Origin of the sequence: Alteromonas ponticola (assembly GCF_012911815.1) — a bacterium.
GTDB lineage: Bacteria > Pseudomonadota > Gammaproteobacteria > Enterobacterales > Alteromonadaceae > Alteromonas > Alteromonas ponticola.
Window position 1 is genome coordinate 438370 of the sequence record NZ_JAATNW010000002.1, and the last position, 25552, is coordinate 463921.

General features: G+C 47.1%; 24 protein-coding genes. 18 read left to right on the forward strand and 6 right to left on the reverse strand.

Features of this window, described 5'->3' with window-relative positions:
* Positions 1-207 precede the first annotated feature (207 nt).
* The gene (locus tag HCJ96_RS04450) at positions 208-2160 is read right to left on the reverse strand and encodes a S8 family serine peptidase (RefSeq protein WP_169209830.1); all 1953 of its coding nucleotides are present in this window, start codon (positions 2158-2160) and stop codon (positions 208-210) included.
* Between the two features lie 300 nt (positions 2161-2460).
* On the opposite strand from HCJ96_RS04450, the gene HCJ96_RS04455 reads away from it, so the two are divergent.
* Positions 2461-3138 carry an SDR family oxidoreductase gene (locus HCJ96_RS04455; RefSeq protein ID WP_169209831.1) on the forward strand — a complete coding sequence of 226 codons (678 nt, stop codon included), beginning with the start codon at positions 2461-2463 and terminating at the stop codon, positions 3136-3138.
* Between the two features lie 19 nt (positions 3139-3157).
* Here the strand turns inward: HCJ96_RS04455 and HCJ96_RS04460 are convergent, their stop codons facing one another.
* Entirely contained in the window at positions 3158-3523 is a 366-nt protein-coding gene (locus HCJ96_RS04460) for a response regulator (protein WP_169209832.1), read from the reverse strand.
* 162 nt (positions 3524-3685) lie between these two features.
* On the opposite strand from HCJ96_RS04460, the gene aceK reads away from it, so the two are divergent.
* From aceK to HCJ96_RS04475, 3 genes are all read left to right on the forward strand, one after another.
* The gene (gene aceK, locus HCJ96_RS04465) at positions 3686-5395 is read left to right on the forward strand and encodes a bifunctional isocitrate dehydrogenase kinase/phosphatase (protein ID WP_169209833.1); all 1710 of its coding nucleotides are present in this window, start codon (positions 3686-3688) and stop codon (positions 5393-5395) included.
* 145 nt (positions 5396-5540) lie between these two features.
* On the forward strand, positions 5541-6218 hold the full coding sequence (locus HCJ96_RS04470) for a response regulator transcription factor (RefSeq protein WP_169209834.1): 678 nt from the start codon (positions 5541-5543) through the stop codon (positions 6216-6218).
* A 50-nt stretch (positions 6219-6268) separates the two neighbouring features.
* Positions 6269-7609, forward strand: a complete 1341-nt coding sequence (locus HCJ96_RS04475; RefSeq protein ID WP_169209835.1) for a sensor histidine kinase — start codon at positions 6269-6271, stop codon at positions 7607-7609.
* Here the strand turns inward: HCJ96_RS04475 and HCJ96_RS04480 are convergent.
* Together HCJ96_RS04480 and HCJ96_RS04485 are read right to left on the reverse strand one after the other, a co-directional pair.
* On the reverse strand, positions 7606-8145 hold the full coding sequence (locus HCJ96_RS04480) for a DUF3833 family protein (RefSeq protein ID WP_169209836.1): 540 nt from the start codon (positions 8143-8145) through the stop codon (positions 7606-7608). The genes HCJ96_RS04475 and HCJ96_RS04480 overlap by 4 nt on opposite strands.
* On the reverse strand, positions 8135-8677 hold the full coding sequence (locus HCJ96_RS04485) for a chalcone isomerase family protein (RefSeq protein ID WP_169209837.1): 543 nt from the start codon (positions 8675-8677) through the stop codon (positions 8135-8137). Before HCJ96_RS04485 ends, HCJ96_RS04480 begins: the two co-directional genes overlap by 11 nt.
* A gap of 110 nt (positions 8678-8787) precedes the next feature.
* On the opposite strand from HCJ96_RS04485, the gene HCJ96_RS04490 reads away from it, so the two are divergent.
* From HCJ96_RS04490 to nspC, 4 genes are all read left to right on the forward strand, one after another.
* On the forward strand, positions 8788-9678 hold the full coding sequence (locus HCJ96_RS04490; protein ID WP_343034649.1) for a 1-aminocyclopropane-1-carboxylate deaminase/D-cysteine desulfhydrase: 891 nt from the start codon (positions 8788-8790) through the stop codon (positions 9676-9678).
* 198 nt (positions 9679-9876) lie between these two features.
* Positions 9877-10278 carry a hypothetical protein gene (locus HCJ96_RS04495; protein WP_169209838.1) on the forward strand — a complete coding sequence of 134 codons (402 nt, stop codon included), beginning with the start codon at positions 9877-9879 and terminating at the stop codon, positions 10276-10278.
* Positions 10279-10377: 99 nt separating this feature from the next.
* Positions 10378-11580, forward strand: a complete 1203-nt coding sequence (locus HCJ96_RS04500; RefSeq protein WP_169209839.1) for a saccharopine dehydrogenase family protein — start codon at positions 10378-10380, stop codon at positions 11578-11580.
* 27 nt (positions 11581-11607) lie between these two features.
* Positions 11608-12738, forward strand: a complete 1131-nt coding sequence (gene nspC, locus HCJ96_RS04505) for a carboxynorspermidine decarboxylase (RefSeq protein ID WP_169209840.1) — start codon at positions 11608-11610, stop codon at positions 12736-12738.
* 82 nt (positions 12739-12820) lie between these two features.
* On the opposite strand, the gene HCJ96_RS04510 is transcribed toward nspC, so the two are convergent.
* Both HCJ96_RS04510 and rsmI read right to left on the reverse strand, forming a co-directional pair.
* Positions 12821-13087, reverse strand: coding sequence for a hypothetical protein (locus HCJ96_RS04510; RefSeq protein WP_169209841.1), 267 nt, complete (start codon positions 13085-13087; stop codon positions 12821-12823).
* 41 nt (positions 13088-13128) lie between these two features.
* Positions 13129-13971 (reverse strand): 16S rRNA (cytidine(1402)-2'-O)-methyltransferase, encoded by an 843-nt coding sequence (rsmI, locus tag HCJ96_RS04515; RefSeq protein WP_169209842.1) that lies wholly within the window; start codon positions 13969-13971, stop codon positions 13129-13131.
* 152 nt (positions 13972-14123) lie between these two features.
* Here rsmI and HCJ96_RS04520 point away from each other — a divergent pair, with 152 nt between their 5' ends.
* The 10 genes from HCJ96_RS04520 (at position 14124) to HCJ96_RS04565 (ending at position 25372) form a co-directional block, all read left to right on the forward strand.
* Positions 14124-16094, forward strand: a complete 1971-nt coding sequence (locus HCJ96_RS04520; RefSeq protein ID WP_169209843.1) for a penicillin-binding protein activator — start codon at positions 14124-14126, stop codon at positions 16092-16094.
* Positions 16091-16441, forward strand: coding sequence for a YraN family protein (locus HCJ96_RS04525; protein ID WP_343034651.1), 351 nt, complete (start codon positions 16091-16093; stop codon positions 16439-16441). Before HCJ96_RS04520 ends, HCJ96_RS04525 begins: the two co-directional genes overlap by 4 nt.
* Before the next feature lie 33 nt (positions 16442-16474).
* A complete protein-coding gene (locus HCJ96_RS04530) occupies positions 16475-17068 on the forward strand; it encodes a phosphoheptose isomerase (RefSeq protein WP_169209844.1) in 594 nt (197 codons plus the stop codon).
* A 2-nt stretch (positions 17069-17070) separates the two neighbouring features.
* Positions 17071-17661 (forward strand): BON domain-containing protein, encoded by a 591-nt coding sequence (locus HCJ96_RS04535; protein ID WP_169209845.1) that lies wholly within the window; start codon positions 17071-17073, stop codon positions 17659-17661.
* A gap of 209 nt (positions 17662-17870) precedes the next feature.
* On the forward strand, positions 17871-18554 hold the full coding sequence (locus tag HCJ96_RS04540; protein ID WP_169209846.1) for a GntR family transcriptional regulator: 684 nt from the start codon (positions 17871-17873) through the stop codon (positions 18552-18554).
* A gap of 1 nt (position 18555) precedes the next feature.
* Positions 18556-19434, forward strand: a complete 879-nt coding sequence (gene prpB, locus HCJ96_RS04545) for a methylisocitrate lyase (protein WP_169209847.1) — start codon at positions 18556-18558, stop codon at positions 19432-19434.
* Between the two features lie 81 nt (positions 19435-19515).
* Complete coding sequence (gene prpC, locus HCJ96_RS04550; RefSeq protein ID WP_169209848.1) at positions 19516-20640, forward strand: bifunctional 2-methylcitrate synthase/citrate synthase; 1125 nt, start codon at positions 19516-19518, stop codon at positions 20638-20640.
* A 76-nt stretch (positions 20641-20716) separates the two neighbouring features.
* Positions 20717-23308, forward strand: a complete 2592-nt coding sequence (gene acnD, locus HCJ96_RS04555; protein ID WP_169209849.1) for a Fe/S-dependent 2-methylisocitrate dehydratase AcnD — start codon at positions 20717-20719, stop codon at positions 23306-23308.
* A gap of 108 nt (positions 23309-23416) precedes the next feature.
* The gene (prpF, locus tag HCJ96_RS04560) at positions 23417-24595 is read left to right on the forward strand and encodes a 2-methylaconitate cis-trans isomerase PrpF (RefSeq protein ID WP_169209850.1); all 1179 of its coding nucleotides are present in this window, start codon (positions 23417-23419) and stop codon (positions 24593-24595) included.
* A 225-nt stretch (positions 24596-24820) separates the two neighbouring features.
* On the forward strand, positions 24821-25372 hold the full coding sequence (locus tag HCJ96_RS04565; protein WP_169209851.1) for a hypothetical protein: 552 nt from the start codon (positions 24821-24823) through the stop codon (positions 25370-25372).
* Positions 25373-25552 lie beyond the last annotated feature (180 nt).

Below are 25552 nucleotides of genomic sequence, written 5' to 3' on the forward strand. Positions count from 1 at the left end.
AGCCACCGCCCTCTGTGAGGTGGTAATCATCATCATGCCGGTGGTGCGAATTATTGCTTTCATGTGCTCAATTTGCCGTATAGACGTCTATATGTCAACAGCCGAGTTGATAATTTTTTGTCCTTTTCAGAATAAAAAAGCTTAATACACTCGACACCAAACTAAAAGCCCCTTAATTAAGGGGCTTTTGTGTGATTGAATGCAAGTTTACTCGTTGCTGTAGGTCAAGGTCACGCCGCTAAACGGGCTTTTGCTACGCAGGCCTAACCACCATTCTCCTTCGGCAGGGTTATCAATCGCGCATGTCTGAGCATTGCCCGAGTCAGTGGAACGACACTCATAGGTGCTGACCGAGGGCCAGCGTCCCGGACGAACGTACATGGAAATGTTGCCTTCACCGCCTTCTGTACTAAACGTGATCCTATTCGTTCCAGCACTCACCTCAAACGGCATCCTCACCCAACCACGGGTGTCAGAACCAATATTTTCGTAGGTTTCGGTAACGCCACTGATTGGCTCTTCTGTCTGACCGCCGGCTCCCTGGGATTCCGCCTCGTCTATGGTGTAAGTTAGTGTGACACCGCTAAACGCACTCTTACCGCGCAAGCCTACCCACCATTCATCTTCTGCCGGATTCTCGATGGTACATTCTTCAGAATTACCCTCATTGTATGAGCGACAGTCAAAGGTACTCACTGAAGGCCAGCGGCCCGATCTTATATACATGGCGATATCGCCCTCACCGCCACTGGTGCGAAAAGTAATGCTGTTCACGCCCGCTGGCACCTGAAATGGCATTCTTACCCAGCCGCGCACGTCCGAACCGATATTTTCAATTGTCTGGGTGACACCCTGGCCAGGTTCCTCTGGCTCAGGTTCCACCTGACTACCCGCTGCACAACTTTGATTAGACAAATAGTCATAGGCACGTTTCGTTTTTACAATGCCATATCCGTAATAATTATCCCGACCAGCGCTGCCTCTGTCTTCCGCTGTCACTGTAAGCGCCTGACGAATTTCCGCATTGGTACATTGCGGATAAAAACTCCATAGCAACGCCGCAGCGCCTGAAACATGAGGCGTAGCCATTGAGGTTCCGCTCATGGTCGCATATCGATCCACCGGATAAGTGGACTTCACTGACGACCCGGGCGCGGCTAGCTCTACCTTATTGTTGTACTGGGAATAACTTGCGCGATTACCGTTTGACTGCACCGCAGCCACGGAGATAACCGCATCGTAGGATGCCGGATAGGATTTGGCGCTAGTACCTGCATTACCTGCCGCAGCAACTAGCAACATTCCATCGTCACTGAACGCCTGCATCGCGTCGCGTTCCGCTGCCGACGAATAGCTGCCACCCAGACTCATATTAACCACATTGGCACCTGCGTCCTTACATTGCTCAACTGCGCCGATAAGGTCAGACGCATAGGTCCAGTCACCGTTATCATTGAAAATTTTCACGACATGTAACGCGACACCGGGATATACCCCTACCACACCGACATTGTTATCCAATGCACTGATAGTGCCCGCCACATGCGTTCCATGACCGTGTCCATCGTTGTACCAGTTTCCCACCTGGGCATTGTTGCTATTACCGGTTAAACCACTGTTTGCATCGGGTAGATCGCTATGCCCGCGGTTAATACCGGTATCAATGACACAGACTTTACCGGCAGCGGTATCACTTTGGACCAACTGGTCGGCCTCTACCATGTTATAACCATAAGGAGTCGACTGTGCCATCAATTCGCGTTTGTGGTCGATAGAGATCCTTTTTACATCGCGACGTTTTTTAAGTGCCGCCAGCGCACCTTTATCTAGTTCAGCCACCACTATTTTTTGCTTATTCAGCACTTTAAGTGTTCTACCTTGTACTGCGGCCACGGCTGACCTGGCGGCTGCCTGACTAAATCTTTTGGCCGTGCCAGTCACGCCCGACTGAATTTGTGTTGCATCTTCGTTTTCAAAGAATTCAACGATATAACGCTGTTCCGCGTTCGCACCTATCACGCGATTTAACGAATCTTGCAATAGCAGGCTGAAGGCTGAATCATCATTTACCTGATTGGTAGGTGTTTGCACCGCGGCGGCGACCGACGCGCTGAGTAAACCTGCAGAAAGAAGAGTAAATGACTGAAATTTATTGAACATAACTATCCCATTACTGATATTACGACTGCTTCAAATAGGAATGAATTGAGGCAATTAAACGAAACGAGTTTAAAACTGCATAAAACCCGTAATGATGTGCTTGCTGCACTGTGCAGTGAGCAATGGCTTGTGGAACGTGCAAATTATATCGGCAATAGGGGCAGCTACTGAAAGGCTTAATCCCTGATTCGCCATTAAGATATTTTAATATTTGTAACTATCGGGCGTTTCATTGTGCGCCGGTGATCTAACAAGTCGTTAAAAGAGAAGAAAAAATAATGGAAACCTGAGGACAAAACCATGCATCAGAAGATTGTATTAATTACCGGCGCATCAAGCGGAATTGGCGCAGCCACAGCTAAAAAGCTTGTCTCTAATGGTCATAAAGTAGCCTTGACCGCACGAAGTGAAGGCAAATTAAATAAATTGATGAGCCAGTTTGGTCGCGAAGCTTGCCGTATTTACCCCGCCGATGCCACAGACCCAAGCGCGCTTGAGGCGGTAATTAAACAGGCAGCAGATGAATTTGGGAAGTTAGATTGCGTGTTTGCGAACGCGGGCAAAGGCGTTTCCACTCCTGGCACCGAAAACGGTGATATCAAGGAATGGCAGTCAATGCTGAATATCAATATTAATGCGTTGTTGTACACCGCTAAATTCAGCCTCCCCTACCTTAAAAAAACCAAAGGGCAATTTATTCTTACCAGTTCAGCCGCTGGCAGAGCTACGTTGAAGGGATCAATTTACGGCGCCAGCAAATGGTTCGCCTATGGTTTTGGTCAGAATTTAGCAGAAGAAATGAAAGAATGGGGCGGACGTTGCACAACTATCTGCCCGGGCATGGTGAATACACCCTTTTTTGATGAACCCAAAGAAGACAAGCTGCAACCTGAAGATGTGGCTGACGCGGTTGCATTTGCTATTGAAGCTGAACACCGCAATAGTGTGCGGGAAATTTATTTGATGCCAACTAATTAATACGCAGGATAAGACCAGCTTAATACAATCCAAATCGTTGCAAAATCGGGTGAAGTTGACCCGATTTGATCGGTTTGGGTATAAAATCTAAGGCGCCAAGCTGCATGACTCGTGTTCGCATTTGCGGCTGGATATCGCCTGATACCACCACCACAAACACATCCAGCGCGCGACGACGAATTTCTTCCAACACACCGATACCGTCCAGCACCGGCATGGTTAAATCCAGCAGTAATACTTCAATGGCATGCTCAATTATGACTGAAATGGCTTCTTCACCGTTGCTGGCCTGGTGAACTTCGGTAGCGAACCCGTCCGGCAAACTCCTTGTGGCCAGTTTTCGCGCTAGCGAGGAATCATCGCAAATTAACACTTTAAAACTCACATCACTTCCTGTTTTGACACCTGAGCAGATAAAACAGCCGTTTATCCTGCGATTGTTAATAACGATAAATTACCGCAATCATGCTTGATTGCAATGGTTTTTTAGCAGTGGTTCAGCGTGCATCCTGTGGTATGGTGATGCCATCTTAGCCAGGAATTACCCATGTCATCTGCTGTTACCCCCAAGCACGTTGCTTATCAGATTATCCATCACTTTGATAAAAACTATCGCTGGTTTTCGCGCATAACTAAAGGAGCGCAGGAACGGTTTGAAAAAGGGCTATGGCAACAAACCCAGGCGGCGTCAAAAGAACGAATTTCACTCTATGACGTTAGTGTTTCTGACGCGGTGGCTGAAATCTATCATCAGGTCACAGTACATCAGGAGAATGACCATTTCTGGCAGCAAATGAAGGTTAGATACAGTGTATTGTTGGAAGGTCACCCACAATTTGAGTTGGCTGAAACCTTTTATAATTCGGTGATTGGGCGTATTTTCCGCCATCAGAAAATTGATGACAGCCTGATGTACATTCATCCCAGCCAGTGTTTTTTAGCGGGAAAAGATCGTCATCATGTAATTAACAGTTTTGATACCACCACCACGGTGGCAAAAATGTACGATACCATTTTTACTACTTACCGTTTTAACATTTCTTATGAAGACCTTGCTCGCGATAAATTTCGTCTGGAAAAAGCCTTGCGCAAACGTCTGGACAGAAAACAACTGGCCAGTGTTCATACCGTGGAATTACTCAAACCCGTGTTCTACCGGGGTAAAGCCGCTTATCTGATTGGTCGGATATGCATGCCTGATGAGACGCTACCGTTTGTTCTGGCCCTGCAGACCAATGATAAACAGGAGCTTTTTGTCGACGCATTGCTCACCGATCGTAAAGATTTAAGCGTCATCTTTGGTTTTGCCCGAAGCTATTTTATGGCTGATACACAAAATCCAGCCGAAGTGGTGGCATTTTTGCACGAGCTATTGCCTAACAAAAAAACCTTTGAACTGTATATGGCGCTGGGCCATTTCAAGCACGGAAAAACCGATTTCTACCGCAACTTTATAGGCCATCTGGCTGAGACGGCAGATCAATTCGAAGCCGCACCCGGTATTCGGGGGCTGGTGATGATGGTGTTTCATCTGCCCTCCTATGGCGTAGTATTTAAAATCATTAAAGATGAATTTCCTGAAAGCAAAAAAATCACCCGTGAACATGTCAAAGACTGCTATCGCCTGGTGAAAATGTCAGATCGTGTTGGGCGCATGGCCGATACACATGAATATGTAAACTTTCGCCTACCGCTGTCCCGTGTCTCTTCTGCGCTGCTTACGGAATTGCAACAAACCTGTGCCTCAAGTATTGAGATAAGCAATGACCAGCTCATCATTCGTCACTTGTACATCGAACGTAAAATGACCCCGCTGAATATTTATCTTGAGCAGGAAACTTCGCCAGAGAAGATAGAACATGCCCTGAATGAGTTAGGCCTGTGTATTAAACAAATTGCCAAAGCCAATATTTTTCCTGGCGATATGCTGCATAAAAATTTTGGCATTACTCGTCATGGACGGATGATATTTTATGATTATGACGAAATATGTCTGATGAGCGAGCGCAATTTTCGCGAATTACCTAAATCCGATGACCCCTTCGCTTTGGACACGCTCTCGGTAGCGCCTAACGACGTGTTCCCTGAACAGTTTGAACACTTCATTGTGGGTAAAATGCATTTAAAAAACATATTAAAAAGACTGCATGGCGATTTAATGTCGCCCACATTTTGGAAGCAGCTTCAGATAATAACGGCACGAGGTGAAGTGCAGAATTTTACGCCATACAATGAAGCCATGCGTTTTCCACGGTAAAATTCCGCAATGTTATAGCTAATTTGGTCGATGTCGCAGCAAAAAAAGTTAAACCTTTTTAATAGTCAAGTGATCGGGTGAGGGGCGTCTGGCAGTAATAAAGGAAGCAACAGCTGAAGCTTTCTTTCCAAAGGACTATCGTTTAATGAAAACGCTGCTCATTGAAGACGACCAAACCGTCGCTGAACATATCCAGCATGGATTCGAAGAAGCCGGTCACCGCTGCGAAGTTAGACATTCTGGTGACGCAGGCTTACACGAGGCTCAGGTTAATGAATACGACCTGATTATTCTAGATGTCATGTTACCCGTTATCGATGGCATGGATATTCTTAACATTATTCGCGGACAAGGCAATAATACGCCAGTACTTGTACTGAGCGCTAAAAGCCAGGTTGAAGACAGGGTGCAAGGCCTGCGAGCCGGTGCCAGCGATTATCTAACCAAACCGTTTGCGTTTGAGGAGTTACTCGCTCGTGCTGAGGGGCTTGCTGGACGAAGTGACCAGCATGATACCACCACGTTGCAGGTAGGCGATCTCACGCTAGACCTGGTTCACCGACGCGTTACCCGCGGTGACCAGGAAATTGAACTGCAAGCAAAAGAATTCCAATTGCTAGAGTGCCTGCTACGCAATCGTGGTCACGTGGTAACCCGCAGCATGTTATTAGAACATGTATGGAATTATCACTTTGATCCGCAAACTAACGTAATCGATGTGCATATCAGCCGGTTGCGTCAGAAAGTGGATAAGACCTTTAACGTGCCACTTATCGAAACCGTTCGCGGAACGGGTTACAGGATTTCGGACGCCGTTACGTGAGTGCAATCAGTGCCTTTACCCGAAGCTCTAGCTTCAGGATAGGCGCAATAATGACTGCCCTGTCCATCGCGGCAGTCATCTTTATTTTGTATTTCTGGACCCTTGCCAACGATGAAGTTTTCCTTAAGGAAGCGTATTCTGCGCTGGAAAACGAACAGTTCACCTTTGGTTCCATCTATCGGTTCGGAGGGCAGGACGCGCTCGACGAAGCGGTCGCCATTAAAGTCAGCGTAATGAAAAATCGTTCGTTGATCGGGCTCTTTGACGCAGACTATACTCCCCTTGCCGGCAACGTTTCCAAATGGCCGGATCTTAAACAGCAACGCGATATATTCCAGGTATCAGAAAAGCTGAACCAGCTGGTTATTGACGAGTACAGCGAAAACTACAACCCCCGTTCCAGACAATTTCTGGTTTCGATCAGACAGTTTAACGATGATCGCATTTTGTTTTTGGCGCGTGATGTACAACATGTTTATTCCGCGCAGTGGATGGGTAGCTATTTCAGCTGGGTGTTTGTCAGCTTCTTGCTGACCATTGTGGTATTAAGCTACTTCGTTGCCTGGTATGTGGTCAACCGAATCAACAGAATGGCGTTAACTGCTGACCACATTATGAAAACGGGCAACCTGAAACGTCGCCTGCACATTGATAGTCACTGGGATGACCTGAGTCGATTGGCAATCGTATTTAACCGCATGCTGGCAAAAATTGAGGAGTCTTTTACCAACATTAAGTCAGTGACTGACAATATTGCGCATGACCTGCGCACCCCTTTATCACGATTGCGCACAACGTTAGAAAAAATTCCTGAGGCCGAGTTACGTAAAAGAAGCCTGCAGGAAACCGATAATCTTCTTTCGATGTTCAATGGCCTTTTGCGCATCGGCGACATCGAAACACAACGCCAGCGCCGCGCGTTTATGCGTATTGAGTTAGATGTGATTGTTGATGATGTAGTGTCGCTATACCAGCCGGTTGCTGATCAGAAAAATATGAAAATTGAGTTGGATATCGCGCCCGTGTCGATCATTGGTGACCGCGATCTTATCTTTCAGGCCATTGCCAATATTATCGATAACTGCATTAAGTACTCCGGGTTCAATTCCACCGTCACGGTTGAGGTCAGGGAATACAAACGCTGTGTCGCGATCAGTGTCAACGACTCTGGCCCTGGCGTATCATGTGAGCAGTTCGTTCATCTTGATCGACGTTTTTATCGGGCTGAACAAAGCCGTTCGTCCGCAGGTAATGGCTTGGGCCTGTCTCTGGTCAGGGCAGTAGCCAAATTACATGATGGTAACCTGTGGTTTATTGACAATCCGAGAATGCAAAAGTCGGGCTTGGGTGTCACTATCACCCTGCCAAAAATTGATACGCTGGCGCGCTAATCTACATGTTGCATAAAAATCGTCACTTCTGCCATCACCAGTCCAAACTTTTTAATGTAAGAACGGTTCATAATGGTGTCATCGCCCATGGCGAAAAACCAGTCATCAAAGGCCACATCATAGGTATCATCGCCAACGGGTAAATCCATACGGTAGGTAAAATGAAACGCGTTGCCGTAAGAAGTGCCGTCGGCTGGACCGCTAATATCATTAGCCCGGCCTATAAACTTCCCCTCTGCGGTGCGTTCGATTTTCCATGTGCGCTTTGTAGGTCCGTTCCCCAATTGATAGGAGAATGTTTCATCCAGGACTAACTCGTTCTGCTGCACACTTCCTTTAATATCGACAGTAAAGCGCTGGATAACATTACCTGAGCGATCCTGAACGATGCCCCACCCTTTAACATTTGTACCAAAAAACGCATACAGATCGAATCGGGGCGTCATTTTTTCATATTGTTCGCCTTCAATGGAAGCACTGCAACCCCCAATTATCACAGTAATTGCCAGCAACAGATAACACAGTTTATTGGTCATTAGCATTTCCTAATAGCTGTTGTCTCAATTCAGGTTCCGATGTTTTTTCATCTAACCAGATAGCGAAAAAACATTGGGTGAAATCAGGTGTCTCTATCACGCCAACTTCACTTCCGTTATGGAAAAAGCGTGCATTTCCCTGGCTGTCACGCACGCCGGTAAGAAGGTCACCTTCGCGCATATCCGGAAAAATGTCCTTCATTTCGTCTTCCCATTTTGGAAAATGTGTAGATTCACAGAGTTGCTGTTCGCCCATCACTTTGATAGAGCGTTCCGCTATTTCCTTGCCAGTAAAATCTCTAAGATAAGATAATGAAAGAACAAAAGGTTTATCTGCTTTGAAGTTACCTTCGGGGGCGTATAATGACGCGTCATAGATGTCCCAGAACATGTAGCTTAACTGGCCCTCTCCCACCAATTCAGCTTTGGGCACGTGGGAAAGCGCTTGTTGAAGCTTGCTGTCGTCGGCTGAGGCAGCAAACGGGCAGCCAACTAAGGTCACCGTTATCAACCGTAAAAGAAATATTTTCATTGGGCGCTCCTTTATATAAAAATACTGCGTAAAGCGTGGCGGTGATCAAAATGAGGATGAGATAATGAGCATTGATAAGTGTCAATCAGCACAAACTGATAGTTATTACTGTGATTGAATCTATTCCTGAGATAGAAACCCCTTCACCGTGTTTGCCTTTCAAACCAGACTGGCAGCATGCCGAAGATCTGCAAATTTATGTCAAACGTGATGATTTGATCCATCCGGTTGTGTCTGGAAATAAGTGGCGTAAGCTTAAATATACGTTGCGGCAGTTGCCCGCGAGCACCACCCGAATCGTCAGCTTCGGTGGTGGATATTCTAATCATCTTCATGCATTAGGTTTTATCTGTCATCAACTCGCCATGCCGTTTACCGCTATCGTACGGGGAGATTACTCAGCTTCACTTACACCTATGTTGCATGATCTGATGGCGTGGAACAGTGAACTGGTTTATGTCGATAAAGTGGAATATCGACAACGGGACACACTGGCATACATTAATCAACTTCAGGCACGTTATCCTGGCGCAGTAATAATCCCTGAAGGAGGCAAACAGCCAAGTGCGCTTCGCGGCGTGGGTGAAATCATGCATGAACTCGCCGTCATTCCGGATTACGTATTAGTACCTGTAGGTTCCGGCGCTACGCTTGCCGGGTTGGTTGGACAGTTATACGGGCATCAGCGTGCCATTGGGATCGCGGTTCTTAAAGGTGAAAATTATCTTGAAAGTGAGGTCAATCAGCTGCTTGACCGCACGCAAACCAATTGGCACATCCAACACGATTTTCATCACGGAGGATACGCCAAGTGCTCTCGTGAGCTTGCAGAATTTTGTCGTACTTTTACCCGTGAGCATGGGTTTGCTGTTGAGCCGGTTTATTCGGGTAAGTTGTTTTATGCGGCTAAAATGCTGATCGAACGGCAGTATTTTGAAAAAGGCGCGAAAGTATTGTTACTGCATACCGGCGGCTTACAGGGAGCCAGAGAATCTCGGTAATTCAGGTAAACATTAATAAGTACTCACTTTGTGTAATTTTGTGATCTGTATTAATCTGTAGGTCGTTCAAACCTTTGCAATATTAACGTATCCGACATGTAAACCAGGCTTTTTCGAATGACTGTTCCACTTTTCAATTGGTGCATTTTTCGTCCGCCACTCCCTTCAGTCAGATCTATTTAAAGGAGGGCTGCCGTTTTGATCCATTGTCCTGATGATTTACCCAGGCCTCTACAAATTCTAGTGGGGCGCAGCTTACGCCTGTGCGAAATGATTTTACCGCATACAAAAGTGCTTTATCCCTTTGCTGCTATTTATGAAGCGGGCCGTGTCGGCTGCCTTTTTTCTGACGAATCCGTTAAAGTTGAAAGCGAACGTCAACTGATTGAGCAATTGCAGTGGCGAATTATCGATACCACCACGCATACCACCAGTTATAGCGTTCTGGTTTACGCGGTTACGGTACAAACACAAACTAACAAGCAAATTGACGCCATTGCGATTAATGCATCCCCTCCCGATGATGAAGAAACCATGCTGCTTTATCCGTTTTTTCGAATTGGCCATCGAATTGTCTTATCACCTCCAATTCACGGGTAATTCCATTACTTTTTACACAAATAATGTAACTTAGTTTGCCAAATGCGGATTGTCTGCTAGCATTCAGCGCTAATTCTTAAAGCCCTGGGAACGACAACTATGTCTCGAGTATTGATTATCGGAGCTGGCGGTGTCGCCGCTGTTACTGTTAAAAAATGTGCACGCTTGCCGCAACATTTTGATGAAATTTATCTGGCAAGCCGCACGGTATCCAAATGCGAAGCTTTACAAAAAGAAGTGGGCGCGGATCGGGTGAAGGCGGTTTTTGCTGTTGATGCTGATAATGCCAGCGAAGTGGAAAAACTAATCAATGAAGTTAAACCAGATCTGGTCATAAACCTGGCACTGCCTTATCAGGATCTTCCTATTATGGATGCTTGTCTGGCAACCGGAACTGATTATCTGGATACCGCGAATTACGAGCCTAAAGACGAAGCGAAATTTGAATATTCGTGGCAGTGGGCCTATCAGGATAAGTTTAAGAATGCCGGCATTATGGCGTTGTTGGGCAGTGGCTTCGATCCGGGTGTAACTAACGTATATACCGCGTATGCAGCGAAACACTATTTTGATGAAATTCACTATCTGGATATCGTTGACTGTAACGGCGGTGATCACGGGCAGGCATTTGCGACCAACTTCAACCCTGAAATTAACATTCGCGAAATTACGCAGCGCGGCCGTTTCTGGGAAAATGGCGAATGGAAAGAAACCGACCCATTAAGCGTACGTGAAGATCTGGATTACCAAAATATTGGTGTGCGCGCTTCTTATCTGATGTTCCATGAAGAACTTGAATCGCTGGTTAAACATTTCCCCACCCTTAAACGTGCGCGTTTCTGGATGACCTTTGGTGATGCTTACTTAAACCACCTGCGTGTGCTGGAAGGCATTGGCATGACCAGCATCGAACCGGTTGAATTTCAGGGGCAGAAAATTGTACCACTGGAATTTTTGAAAGCGGTATTACCTAATCCCGGTTCGCTAGCCGAAGGCTACACCGGTATGACGTGCATAGGTACCTATATTACCGGTGTGAAAGACGGCAAAGAAAAAACTATCTTCATTTACAACAATTGCGATCATGCCAAATGTAATGAAGAAGTGGGTGCGCAGGCTGTTTCTTATACTACGGGTGTGCCCGCCATGATAGGCGCAATGTTAATGCTTAACGGCAAGTGGAAGCAAGCCGGCGTATGGAACATGGAACAATTTGATCCTGATCCTTTCATGGACATGCTGAACGAGCATGGTCTGCCATGGCACGTGCTTGAATGTGATAAGAGTCCGTTTGCCAAATAGCACAATCTTTAAAGTGGAGTAACACGGTTGACCGATTTAACAAAACGCTCTGATATTCCTTCGCCATGCTATGTGCTGGAGGAGGAAAAACTCATTCGCAACCTGGAGATAATGAAGCGGGTACAGGATGAGTCCGGTGCGCGCATCATTCTGGCGCTAAAAGGCTTCTCCATGTGGTCCAGTTTTGACATCATCAAGCCTTACTTGCATGGTGCAACCGCCAGTTCAGTATGGGAAGCCAAACTGGCCAGCGAGATGGGTAAAGAAGTGCATGCCTATGCGCCAGCTTATAAGCCCACCGACATAGCGGAACTGAAAAATCTGGTCAACCATATTTCCTTTAATAGCCTTGGGCAATGGCAGCGCTACAAGGACGAAGTAACGTCGTTGTCAGTAGGGTTACGTATTAATCCCGAGCATCAGGAAGCCAACACGCCGTTATACGATCCGGCGGCACCGGGTTCACGTCTGGGTATACGGGCCAGCGAACTTGAAGATATTGACCTATCAGGCGTCGAAGGATTTCACTGTCATAATTTATGTGAGTGCGACTCGTTTGCCACCGAACGTACACTGAATGCTATTGAGCAGCGCTTTGCCAAATGGTTACCCCAGTTGAAATGGCTGAACCTGGGGGGTGGGCACTTAATGACTAAAAAGGGCTACGAGGTAGCGCACTTAATTACCACCTTGAAAAACTTCAAGGTGCGCTATCCACACCTGGATGTAATATTGGAACCGGGTTCTGCGGTAGCTTGGGATACGGGACCGCTCATCGCCGAGGTGGTCGATATCGTCGACAACGAAGGGCCCATCGCTATTTTGGACATTTCAGCCACGGCCCACATGCCAGATGTACTGGAAATGCCCTATCGCCCCGCGGTGTTAGACAGTGATGACGCAAACGTCAAACCCCATACCTATAAATTGGGGGGCAACTCGTGCCTGGCCGGTGATGTCATCGACAAATATTCCTTTGACAAGCCACTGGCTGTTGGCGATCGTCTTCAATTTGAAGACATGATGCATTACACCATGGTTAAAACGACCTTTTTCAACGGCGTCGAACACCCCGCCATTGCTATTTTGCGTCAGGACGGTTCACTGGACGTGGTGCGTCGCTTCAGCTACGCCGATTTCAAAGCCAGATTGTCCTGATAGCGTGTCGTAACCTAATTCAAGCAAGTTGCCGTCACAGCGGCAACTTGTCTACGTCTGGTATCGCGTTGGTTCATTTGCACTAAATTACACTGCTTCCCTTAGCAAGCTGAGAATCATCCACTTCCCCTTCAATCAATCGTTTATCATCCATGTAAATTGCATACCGAGTTCCTTTGGGAGCAGCAATACTGTAATTGAAGCCATACATAGTATTCTCGTTCAGCTCGATACTTGATTCACGCTCAGGGTAAATTAACTCGTACTGTCCACTGTCCGCTCCCTGAGAAAACACGTCCACGGTCCAGCGACCTTCCTGAATATCGATTCTTAGTGTAGAAACTGTCATGATATCTCCCATTACTCACATGCTAACCAGTACGCATGATGTCAGTGTTCGTTCATTTCCAATCCAATTTGATAAAGTCGGTTCTTTTTTAAATCGTAATGTTGCGCCACTATTGCCGCCGCCTTTTTAAGCGGCAGCTCTGTTTGCAATAAAGTTAATAACTGCAGTGCTTCAGGGGGGACTTCAGTGACACTGGTTTCACAGCCCGCGATCATAATTACAAACTCACCTTTTTGATGTGCGGGATCAACGGTTAAGTATTCAAGCACCGTGTCGGTATTACCACTAACATAGGTTTCGAAGGTTTTACTAATTTCTTTGGCTAGAACAATCTGACGATTTTGGCCTAACACTTTTGCTATCGTTTTAACGGTTTCGACAACGCGACGTGGCGCCTCGTAAAAAACCGTGGTTGCATTTCTATTTTGCAGGGTTTCCAGGGCCTGTTCACGCGCCAGCATTTTTACCGGCAAAAAGCCTTCAAAGGTAAATTTGTCAGTGGGTAAACCAGACGCACTCAATGCAGTGATGGCTGCACACGGACCGGGAAGCGCGATAACATTAATGCCTGCTTCTCTGCATCGACGAACCAATACAAAGCCGGGATCACTGATGAGCGGCGTACCGGCGTCGCTAACCAGCGCAACTGACTCTCCATCTGATAAACGCTGACACAACATCGCTGCGCGCTTATCTTCGTTATGTTCGTGCAATGAAAGTGTGCGGCCCGTTATGGCGAAGTGCTGCAACAATTTGTGCGTATGTCTGGTGTCCTCTGCTGCAATCCAATCTACTTGCCTGAGCGTATCCAGTGCTCGCTGAGAAATATCCTGCAAGTTACCGATTGGAGTAGGAACAATATAAAGTGTGGCAGATGATGACATAATAGCCTTTTTTCAATGAGTTAATTGGATCAATTCAGAGTCGCAGCCAGCAAAAAAGGGAAAAGTTGGTACAGTTCTTAATTGCGACCATAGCTTTTCTGGCTGGAATCATTAAACTTGGATTCGTTTAGTAAAAACGCAAGGACCCGTGAGTGCATTTACCCCTTATAGTAGCTTTGATAAAACCTGCCGTCACCTGCACTTTGCTGGTTTTGTTAACCGCCTGCTCCAGTTCTCCGGTTAAGCAAACCCAGCACGTTGAGACTGAAGTTGTATCCCCGGTGGAAAAAGAAAATGCCGCATTTACACCTGAAGAGCTGATCACACAAGCACAATCAATATGGTTACAGAAACAGAATGCACAGCAACGTGATGCACTGCTGCTAGACGCGGCGGCGATGTATATCAATCAAGCTGAAGCGTTTAAAGCGCAAACCCTGCTCAAGTCAATGGACCAAAGTAGCTTTAACGAACCTTTGCGCGAACGTGCCAACCTGTTAATCGCCCAGCTCTATATCGATGACAATGAAGCGTCAGCCAGCGAACTGTTATCTCTGGTGACACCCCTTTCCAATGATGAAAGCATCAGACAGCAGCAGCTTCATTTACAAACTACGCTTCATCATCGTTTGCAAAACTGGAGCGCAGCAGCCAGTGCGTTGGTGACATCACAACCCGCTAGCCGTGAAACCGTCACCAAAGCCTGGGATTGGACTAATCGCATCCCCAAAGCGCAGATGGGTCAGACTCAGCAGGACTACCCTGCGCTACGTCCTTATCTGGCATTACGCGATCTGGTGGCCACGTTCGGACTGCAGCCAGAAAAACTGAATGATGAAATTAATCGGTTCAAGCGCGTATTTCGCGGTCACCCGTTAATTGAATTCTGGCCACAGGAAGTGACCGAGGCGGCACAACTTACGCTGCAACGCCCACAAGATATTGTTGTGCTGTTACCATTGAGTGGCAGGCTGGAAGCGACAGGCAAAGCCGTTAAAGAAGGTATTGTTGCAGCTTATTTTGAACACACGGCGAACATTTCATCACGCCAGAACGTTCCCAAATTACGCTTTGTTGATACAGTAGATAAATCGGCAGTGCAATTGGTCGAAGCGATTGGTGAAAGCCGCTGGGTAATCGGCCCGTTGATTAAAGAAACTATCGAACTGCTTGAGGGTAAATTGCCCGCTTCAGTCAACATGCTGGCGCTTAATCGCATTGATTTGCAAAAACCGAATACGCCATTGTCCTCAAGCGCTGAAGCAGAAATAGTAATAACTGATGCAACAGCGGCTGCGGTAAATAACCTGGAGCAAGTAGGCGCGCACGCTACCGCTTATTTTGCGCTTGCTCCTGAAGATGAAGCTGCTCAACTGGCAGAGTTGATATTTTTTAACGGTTATCGAGCGCCGGTGGTAATTACTTCTGAAAGTAACATTAACCAACGCATGCTTGCCTCTTTCAGCCAGCGCTGGCAAGAACTTAATGCCCTGCGGAAAGGCCGCAATAAAATCAGCCTGACCAAGGTCACGTTTAGTGATAACAGCTCGTTACGGGACGTGGTAACACAAGCACTGGATGTTGCTCAAAGTGAAAAGCGTATCAATCAAATCCGCTACATGATCAATGACGAGTTATATAATATGGCGCGCAATCGTGAAGATATTGATGCCATAGTTGCTTTCGCATCGCCTGAGCAAACTGAGCTGTTAAACCCAATGATTGAAGCGAGTATCAGCCCCTTTTATGGCAAAACTGTACCTGTGTATGCGACATCTCGATCAATGGAATATGACAGCACGAAAAACCAGTGGCGTGACTTGCAGAATGTTCGCTTCCTCGATATGCCGTGGATGCTGCCCGACAACCCTAAAGAGGGGATAAAACGTGAAGTCAGTGATCTATGGCAGGATCGCAGTACGCAGGAGTCCAGATTGTTTGCGTTTGGGATAGACGCTTACGACTTATTGCCAAACCTGGCCAGTATGGCGCTTTTGCCGCAACTCGCTGTTGCTGGGCTGACCGGCGAACTGTCGATGAACAAGGATGGCGAAATTATCAGAACATTGCCACAGGCGCTGATCAATAATCAAAAAGTGACCTTGTATAAGCAGACGAAGTGATTAGAACTAAGAAATTAGGCAATCAGGCAGAGGATCGCGCCAGGTTGTTTCTGCAAAATCATGGCCTTACATTCGTGGCCGCTAATGTGTACAGCCGCTTTGGAGAACTTGATTTAGTGATGCAGGACAAGTCGTGTTGGGTAGCGGTGGAAGTAAAATATCGTCGCTCCGACCAATATGGTGACGCCATTGAGTTTGTTACCCCTCGTAAACTGGCAAAAATCAGGATAACCTTTGAACAATTTTTGATTAAGCAAGGTCTTAACCCTGCAAGTACACCTATGCGAATCGATGTTATCGCAGTAAACTCGAGCCGCCTTGATTGGCTGCAAAATGTGGCGCAATAAGCCCAGTATTTTAGACGTGTAAAAGAAATAATTATGATTGAAAATATTAAAGCAAATTTTACCGAAAGCATTCAAACCAAAATCGCTGCTTCAGAAATGTTACCTGAAGCCATTGAGAAAGCGGCCACCATGATGGTGGAAGCGCTGATTCGAGGAAATAAAATATTAAGCTGCGGCAATGGTGGTTCTGCCGGTGACGCTCAGCACTTTTCGTCTGAAATGTTGAATCGCTACGAGCGCGATCGCCCCAGTTTGCCAGCCATTGCATTATCCACTGACACCTCCACCATAACGTCGATTGCCAATGACTACAGTTATGATGAAATTTTTGCCAAGCAAGTCAGAGCATTAGGGCAACCCGGCGATATCTTACTGGCGATTTCTACCAGTGGTAATTCACGCAACGTGATTGCAGCAATGGAGGCGGCGCTTTCCCGGGATATGACCATCGTTGCATTGACCGGCAAAGATGGCGGCGAAATGGCGGGTTTCCTCAATGAACACGACGTTGAAATTCGCGTGCCGTCCAATCGTACTGCGCGTATCCAGGAAGTGCACTTGCTGGTTATCCACAATTTGTGCGAATGTATCGACGACAGCCTGTTCCCTGCCGATCACGAGGAATAATAATGATAAGACACAGTGCTAAGCATATTGTTATAGCGTGTGTAACAGCGTTGGTTATCGCATCCGTTCAGGGTTGCGCCGTTGTTGCCGTGGGCGCGGCCGGAGTTGCAGCTAAAGTCGCTACAGACAGACGCACAGTAGGTACGCAGCTAGACGATCAAACTTCAGAAGGTAAAGTCGCCTATAACTGGTCGCAAAACGATTCGTTAAAAGAGCTGGCCAATCTGCAGGTAGATGTTTACAACGGTGTCGCCCTGTTAACTGGCCAGGCGCCTTCAGCCTCGCTGATTCAGGACGCACTCAATGCTGCACAGGAAGTCGAGTCGCTAAACAAGATTCACAATCAAATCCGTGTGGGTGAGCCAATCGCAGCAACCACGCAGGCGAATGATATCTGGCTGGCATCAAAGGTACGTGCGAAGCTGTTGGCCGATGAACGCATTCCCGCATTGCAGGTAAAAGTCGTGGTGCAGGACAGTGAAGTTTTTTTACTGGGCCGCGTCAGTAACCAGGAAGCAACATCAGCGGTAGATGTTGCGCGTAATGTCACTGGCGTTACCCGTGTGGTCAGGGCTTTTCAAATAATTCAATGATTAGTAATGGGGCAGCATCGAAATGTGCTGCCCGCCTATTTGTCGACAATTTTGCCAGACTTCCTTCCTGTTAACTTATCTTAAAGCGTGTAAAAACACGCTGACGAATAAGGCTTAAACTTTCATTATGCGTGTCCACGTTTAATTGACATCTCAGCCCACCCTCTCTATATTGTCGACAAATTAATAATTAGTCGTCAAATTGCTCAATGAGTTTCACTACCGAAACTGCGGTAACTAACGCAGATAAAACTTATATGCAGCTTCGCAACGATATCGTTGAGGGGCGAGTTGCTGCCGGTACCAAATTGAGTGAGGTTGAATTGTCGACAAACTATTGTGTCAGTCGCGCAGTGATCCGCGAAGCGATCAATCGACTGATGGCGTGTCATTTAGTTGAGCGTAAAGCAAACGTAGGCGCACGTGTGGTAACGCTTTCGCCAGAAGGTCTGGAGCAGTTGTATCAGGTCAGAGAATCGTTGGAAGGCATGGCCGCCCGCCTTGCTGCGAAAAACATGACAGATACGGAAATAGAAAATCTTCAGCACTTGCTCAATACACATTTTGACCAGCAAGTGCAAACCGGCGAGTCGTATTACCAGGAGGCGGGCGATGTCGATTTCCATTACCGCATTGTTCAAGGTAGTAAAAATCAACATTTAATCTCGGTGTTGATAAATGGCCTTTACCACCTGGTAAGAATGTACCGCGTGCAATTAGGCATGGCGGGGCCACGTGTAACCACCGCATTTGACGAACATTTACATATCGTCAAGGCGATTGCCAATCGGGATGAAGAACTGGCTGAAATTCTTATGCGCCGACATATTCTTTACTCAAAAAATAATATTCAAACTAAACTTCTCAATCATTCAAACCTAAAAGGACAATGAAATGAGCCCAGGTAAAAAATTTAGACAAGCACTGGCCGACAACGCCCCGCTGCAAATTGTAGGCACCATCAACGCTTACACCGCAATGATGGCAAAACACATTGGCCATCAGGCGATCTACCTGTCAGGCGGCGGCGTCGCTAACGCCTCTTACGGACTGCCAGATTTAGGTATGACTTCTTTGAACGATGTAATTGCTGATGTTCAGCGCATTACCGCAGCGTGCGACCTGCCTTTGCTGGTTGATATTGATACCGGCTGGGGTGGCGCATTTAATATTGCTAAAACCATCAAAGATATGGAAAAAGCCGGGGCTGCGGCAGTTCACATGGAAGATCAGGTGGCACAGAAACGCTGCGGCCATCGTCCTAACAAAGAAATTGTCTCAACCGATGAAATGGTTGACCGCATTAAGGCCGCGGTGGATGCACGCACTGATCCTGATTTTTTCATCATGGCGCGCACCGATGCGTTTGCCCAGGAAGGTCTTGAGGCGGCGATTGCGCGCGCTAAGGCATACGTTGCGGCGGGTGCAGACGGCATCTTTGCTGAAGCGGTACAGACCGAGGCACATTATCGTGCTTTCGCCGAAGCCCTGGATGTACCGATTCTGGCTAACATCACCGAGTTTGGTAAAACCGAATTATGGAATAAAAAGGAATTAGGTGAATGGGGCGCAGCCATGGTGCTGTATCCGCTCAGTGCGTTCAGAGCAATGAATAAAGCAGCAGAAACGGTCTACACTTCTATTCTGGAACAAGGTGATCAAAAAGCGGTGACTGATATGATGCAAACCCGTATGGAGCTCTATGATTATCTGGGCTACCACGAATACGAGAAAAAGCTCGATAGCTTGTTTGCTCAAGGCAAAAACAAGTAACCCTGACACAATAACATTGCGGTGCTGATAAATTGCAGCACAGCTAAAAGCACTCTACAAATATTAATCGGAGATTAACGCATGGCGAAACAACTTAGCGGTGCCGGATTACGCGGCCAGGTAGCAGGAAAAACAGCGCTTTCAACTGTAGGGCAAACTGGCTCTGGCTTGACTTACCGCGGGTATGACATAAAAGATCTGGCCAATAACTGTCAGTTCGAAGAAGTCGCCTACCTGATTTTGAAAGGTAAATTGCCAAACCAGCAAGAACTGGATACTTATAAAACCAAATTACACAAGTTGCGTGGGTTGCCTCAGGAACTCAAAGACGTTTTAGAGCGCATTCCTAAAGATGCCCATCCAATGGACGTGTTACGCACAGGTTGCTCCATGTTAGGAAACCTGGAGACAGAAACCAGTTTTGAACAGCAACAAGACGCGACCGACCGCATGCTGGCGTGCTTCCCCAGCATCATTTGTTATTGGTATCGCTTTTCTCACGACGGCGTTCGCATCGACGTTGAAACAGATAACGATTCCATCGGTTCACACTTTTTACAAATGCTGCATGGCAAAAAGCCCAGTGAATTACATGAGCAAGTCATGCACGTTTCGTTGATTCTTTACGCAGAGCATGAGTTTAATGCCTCTACCTTTACTGCTCGCGTGTGTGCTTCAACGCTTTCTGATATGCATTCCTGTGTTACTGGTGCCATTGGCTCACTTCGCGGTCCCCTGCACGGTGGTGCAAATGAAGCGGCAATGGATATGATTGAAAAATTCAATTCTCCTGAGCATGCAGAAGAAGAAATGATGGGCATGTTGAAGCGTAAAGAAAAAATCATGGGCTTTGGCCACGCAATTTATTCTGACTCAGATCCGCGTAACGAAATTATTAAGCAATGGTCGGAAAAACTGGCCAATGATGTGGGCGACGATGTGCTTTATCCCGTTTCAGTGCGGTGTGAAGAAGTGATGTGGCGTGAAAAGAAATTATTCTGTAATGCTGATTTCTTCCATGCATCAGCCTACAACTTCATGGGCATTCCTACCAAGTTATTCACACCGATTTTTGTGATGTCGCGTTTAACCGGCTGGGCAGCTCACGTGATGGAACAGCGTGCAGATAACCGTATCATTCGTCCTTCCGCTGAATATACCGGCGAAGATTTACGTAGTGTGACGCCGATTGCCGAACGCAACTAAGTTTAACTGAACAGCCAAGACCTAAAGGCCAGACCAGCATGTCTGGCCTTCTTCTCATTTGAAACAGGATATCATCATGAACACCGATTATCGCAAACCGCTTCCCGGTGCCTCTCTGGATTATTTCGATACCCGCGAAGCTGTGGAAGCCATCGAGCCAGGCGCATACAATAAGCTTCCCTACACCTCCAAAGTACTCGCAGAAAACCTGGTAAGAAAATGCGATCCAGCAGCGCTGACTGATTCATTAAAGCAAATTATTTATCGTAAACGTGACCTCGATTTTCCCTGGTTTCCTTCGCGCGTTGTTTGCCATGACATATTAGGCCAGACCGCGTTTGTCGATTTGGCCGGATTGCGAGATGCCATCGCGGCAAAGGGCGGCGATCCGTCTAAAGTGAATCCTGTGGTACCTACCCAGTTGATTGTTGATCACTCGCTGGCAGTTGAGCACGCCGGTTTTGAAAAAGATGCCTTTGATAAAAACCGTGCCATTGAAGATCGTCGTAATGATGATCGCTTTCACTTTATCAACTGGACGAAAACAGCATTCAAAAACGTTGATGTAATTGGCCCTGGCAACGGCATCATGCACCAGATCAATCTGGAAAAAATGTCACCGGTTGTGCACGCCAGAGATGGGGTTGCCTTTCCGGACACCCTGGTCGGAACCGATAGCCATACTCCGCATGTTGACGCGCTTGGCGTTATTGCTGTGGGTGTCGGTGGTCTGGAGGCTGAGAGTGTCATGCTGGGTCGCGCGTCATACATGCGCTTACCCGATATTGTTGGGGTAGAACTTACCGGCAAACCGCAGCCGGGAATTACCGCAACCGACATCGTACTGGCGTTAACTGAATTTTTGCGAAAAGAGCGCGTGGTGTCTGCTTATCTGGAATTCTACGGTGAGGGTGCTTCCCATCTTACCTTGGGCGACCGTGCAACCATTTCCAACATGACGCCAGAATATGGTGCGACGGCGGCCATGTTCTATATCGATGAACAAACCATCGATTATTTAAAATTAACAGGCCGTGATGATAAGCAGGTTGCATTGGTAGAAAACTATGCCAAACAGACTGGTCTATGGGCCGATGACTTGAAATCGGCGGAATACGAGCGCGTATTAACCTTCGATTTATCCAGTGTCGGTCGCAATATGGCGGGCCCTTCTAATCCCCACGCACGCTTGTCGACCAGCGACTTAAGCAGCAAGGGGATCAGCAAGCCTATCGAACAGGAAGAAGGCAAAATGCCAGATGGTGCCGTTATTATTGCGGCCATTACCAGTTGTACTAATACCAGTAACCCCCGCAATGTGATTGCGGCTGGCTTGATCGCACGTAACGCTAAACGCAAAGGTTTAATGCGTAAACCGTGGGTGAAGTCATCGCTGGCGCCGGGTTCTAAGGCCGTGCAATTGTATCTGGAAGAAGCCGATTTAATGGAAGATTTGGAGAGCTTAGGCTTCGGTATTGTCGGTTTTGCCTGCACCACCTGTAACGGCATGAGTGGCGCGCTCGACCCTGCCATTCAGAAAGAAATCATCGAGCGGGATTTGTATTCTACCGCAGTACTTTCCGGTAACCGTAACTTCGATGGACGCATCCACCCTTATGCCAAACAGGCGTTTCTGGCATCGCCGCCACTGGTCGTTGCCTACGCTATCGCCGGCACCATTCGTTTTGATATTGAAAAAGATGTGCTGGGTAATGATGAGCAAGGTAATCCGGTAACCTTAAGTGACATCTGGCCTTCTGACGCCGAGATCGATGAGATTGTTAGCAAACATGTTAAACCTGAGCAGTTCCGCAAGGTTTACGAGCCCATGTTCGATTTAAAAGTGGAATATGGCAAGGATTTATCACCGCTGTATCAATGGCGTGAGACCAGTACTTATATCCGTCGTCCGCCCTATTGGGAAGGCGCATTGGCAAAGGCACCCTCGTTGAAGGGTATGCGCCCACTGGCTATTTTTGGTGACAACATTACCACTGACCATTTATCCCCTTCCAATGCAATCCTGGCATCCAGCGCAGCCGGGGAATATCTGGCCAAAATGGGCTTGCCTGAGGAAGACTTTAATTCGTACGCAACGCACCGTGGCGATCATCACACCGCGCAGCGTGCGACACTGGCGAACCCAAAAATCTTTAATGAAATGGTGCTCGAAAATGGTGAGGTCAAGCAAGGTTCGTTGGCACGAATTGAGCCAGAAGGTGAAGTTGTACGCATGTGGGAAGCCATTGAAACCTACATGGAACGTGGTCAACCCTTGATCATTATTGCCGGGGCCGATTACGGCCAGGGCTCATCGCGTGACTGGGCAGCTAAAGGGGTACGCTTGGCTGGGGTAGAAGCCATTGTGGCAGAAGGTTTTGAACGAATTCACCGTACCAACCTGATTGGGATGGGTGTTATGCCGCTTGAGTTCAAAGCGGGAACCACACGCAATACTCTAAATATGGATGGGACCGAAACGTACGATGTGTCAGGAGAACCCGCGCCCGGCGCAACCCTTGAACTGGTAATAAATCGTACTGATGGGTCAACTGAAAAAGTCCCTGTAACCTGTCGTCTGGATACCGCTGAAGAAGTCAGTATTTACAGTGCAGGTGGTGTTTTGCAACGTTTTGCGAAGGACTTTTTAGAGGCAGAAAACGCGTAACCAGCGCGTTTCCCGGTAACTCAAATTGAGCCTGCAAATTCGTTGCAGGCTTTTATATTCAGGGTATCTGGAATTTGTTACAGATACACAACTTGGAGTTTTTTCATTATGGCATTTGCTCCACAACTTAAAATTCCCGCGACTTACATGCGCGGAGGCACAAGCAAGGGCGTGTTCTTTCACCTGCTGGATTTACCGGTCAAGGCCCAACGGGCCGGTAACTATCGTGACAATTTATTGCTGCGCGTTATCGGTAGTCCCGATCCCTATCAGAAACACACTGATGGCATGGGTGGTGCCACATCCAGTACCAGTAAAACGGTGATTTTGGCAAAAAGCGACAAAGCAGGGTATGACGTGGACTACCTGTTCGGTCAAGTAGCAATTGATAAAGCGCATATTGACTGGAGTGGCAACTGTGGAAATCTAACCGCCGCGGTGGGCGCATTCGCCATCAATAACGGCTTGGTTGAGCGGGCCCGCATTCCTCAAAATGGTATGGTAGAAGTACGTATCTGGCAGGTTAATATCCAAAAAGCGATTATTGCCCATGTCCCCATTACTAACGGTGAAGTGCAAGAAACCGGGGATTTTGAATTAGACGGTGTCACCTTCCCTGCTGCAGAGGTAAAGATTGAATTTATTGACCCAGCTGATGCAGAAGGCGCCATGTTCCCCACTGGTAATGTAAGTGACACCTTCGATGTACCCGGTGTAGGGAGCCTTGAAGCCACTTTCATCAATGCCGGTATTCCCACAATTTTTGTTAATGCTGAAGCGATAGGCTATAAAGGCACCGAACTGCAGGATGATATAAACGGTGATGCAGAGGCATTGGCCCGTTTTGAAACGATCCGCGCACACGGAGCTTTGCAAATGGGCCTTATCAATGATTTAGGTGAAGCAGCGACCCGCCAGCACACGCCTAAAATTGCTTTTGTCAGTCCGGCAACGACTTATATCGCATCCAGTGGCAAAGAGGTATCGGCAAATGATATCGACCTGTGTGTACGCGCGCTGTCAATGGGTAAATTGCACCATGCAATGATGGGTACAGCAGCGGTTGCCATCGCCACCGCCGCGGTTATTCCTGGCACCCTGGTAAACCAGGCTGCGGGCGGTGACGTCAATGAGTCAGTTACCTTTGGCCACCCCTCAGGTACGTTACAGGTTGGTTCCGCGGCTATGAAAGACGGTGATAGCTGGCAAGTGGAAAAGGTGATCATGAGTCGAAGTGCACGTGTGTTAATGGAAGGTCAGGTTCGCATCCCTCCCATTACCGACTAAAAGTGGAGTCGGCGTCATTTAACAATACGACGCCGACCTTTCTTCCACTTTTTTATAGAAATGCACCATATCCATTCAAAACAATCTAAATTAAACGTTGCCCTCAGCGATCAATTTAGTAGACTTAAACCCAGCATCAGAAAAGGACGTCAGCCTGCTTGCATACAGGCAAAGAATAAAGCGCAGATTGACATACTGCCAATAACAACCTGATGAGGAAATGTTATGCAAACTATTTTGCTTGAAGATCCCTTAATTTCGCGAGCTGCATTGTTTAGCGCACGACGTTTCGCCTTCGCTGGGTTGTTTTCTCCCTACTCCGGCCAAGCGTTTATCAATCATCCTAAAGCCGTTGCACATAAACTTACTCAGATATCTCATAGCAAAACTCTGTTAGCGTGTGCATGGTTGCACAGTCAACTTTCACTTAATTTTACAGATGCTCTTGAAATAGAAGAACAATTTGGCCGTGATATAGCTGAATTAATTATACAGGTTGCAGCGTTGAATATACCGTTGACTGCGGATCTTGATGCATTATCGCGGTTTGATATTACTGGCGTGGAAAAGGCATCGGGAGAGCTTCAAACGCTCATTCTGGCAGAGCTTGTCACCCTGGCGGAAACCGTCGTTGTTTATCAACCTAGCCGTTTTAATGACTATCTGTATTGGTTGAATTTAGCACTCGATGCCCTTCATCATGCGAATCCTGTTTTGTTGACTGAGGCGAGAAAGTTAGTTGAAAACAGCTGTGAGAACAACTGTTCAGCACATTAGTATCAAGTGCTGTAACCAGAGTTTGTCCCTTGATATTTAGATTCATTTGAATCAGCAAATCGCTTTGACACGCACTAGAATCTAAAACTAGCCAAGAAACAATTTGTTGCAAAAATTGCTATGTAGGCCCTTCTTATATTCAGCCACATGTAATACGTTAAAAAATCACCGAATAAAGGG

Excerpts from the sequence above, each read along its gene's own strand:
- HCJ96_RS04540 (WP_169209846.1), top strand. The coding sequence starts at position 17,871 with ATGAGTTTCACTACCGAAACTGCGGTAACTAACGCAGATAAAACTTAT.
- HCJ96_RS04530 (WP_169209844.1), top strand. The coding sequence starts at position 16,475 with ATGATTGAAAATATTAAAGCAAATTTTACCGAAAGCATTCAAACCAAA.
- HCJ96_RS04510 (WP_169209841.1), bottom strand. The coding sequence starts at position 13,087 with ATGACAGTTTCTACACTAAGAATCGATATTCAGGAAGGTCGCTGGACC.
- HCJ96_RS04475 (WP_169209835.1), top strand. The coding sequence starts at position 6,269 with ATGACTGCCCTGTCCATCGCGGCAGTCATCTTTATTTTGTATTTCTGG.
- HCJ96_RS04470 (WP_169209834.1), top strand. The coding sequence starts at position 5,541 with ATGAAAACGCTGCTCATTGAAGACGACCAAACCGTCGCTGAACATATC.
- acnD (WP_169209849.1), top strand. The coding sequence starts at position 20,717 with ATGAACACCGATTATCGCAAACCGCTTCCCGGTGCCTCTCTGGATTAT.
- rsmI (WP_169209842.1), bottom strand. The coding sequence starts at position 13,971 with ATGTCATCATCTGCCACACTTTATATTGTTCCTACTCCAATCGGTAAC.
- HCJ96_RS04565 (WP_169209851.1), top strand. The coding sequence starts at position 24,821 with ATGCAAACTATTTTGCTTGAAGATCCCTTAATTTCGCGAGCTGCATTG.
- prpC (WP_169209848.1), top strand. The coding sequence starts at position 19,516 with ATGGCGAAACAACTTAGCGGTGCCGGATTACGCGGCCAGGTAGCAGGA.
- HCJ96_RS04535 (WP_169209845.1), top strand. The coding sequence starts at position 17,071 with ATGATAAGACACAGTGCTAAGCATATTGTTATAGCGTGTGTAACAGCG.
- prpF (WP_169209850.1), top strand. The coding sequence starts at position 23,417 with ATGGCATTTGCTCCACAACTTAAAATTCCCGCGACTTACATGCGCGGA.
- prpB (WP_169209847.1), top strand. The coding sequence starts at position 18,556 with ATGAGCCCAGGTAAAAAATTTAGACAAGCACTGGCCGACAACGCCCCG.
- HCJ96_RS04450 (WP_169209830.1), bottom strand. The coding sequence starts at position 2,160 with ATGTTCAATAAATTTCAGTCATTTACTCTTCTTTCTGCAGGTTTACTC.
- HCJ96_RS04455 (WP_169209831.1), top strand. The coding sequence starts at position 2,461 with ATGCATCAGAAGATTGTATTAATTACCGGCGCATCAAGCGGAATTGGC.
- aceK (WP_169209833.1), top strand. The coding sequence starts at position 3,686 with ATGTCATCTGCTGTTACCCCCAAGCACGTTGCTTATCAGATTATCCAT.
- HCJ96_RS04485 (WP_169209837.1), bottom strand. The coding sequence starts at position 8,677 with ATGAAAATATTTCTTTTACGGTTGATAACGGTGACCTTAGTTGGCTGC.
- HCJ96_RS04480 (WP_169209836.1), bottom strand. The coding sequence starts at position 8,145 with ATGACCAATAAACTGTGTTATCTGTTGCTGGCAATTACTGTGATAATT.
- HCJ96_RS04500 (WP_169209839.1), top strand. The coding sequence starts at position 10,378 with ATGTCTCGAGTATTGATTATCGGAGCTGGCGGTGTCGCCGCTGTTACT.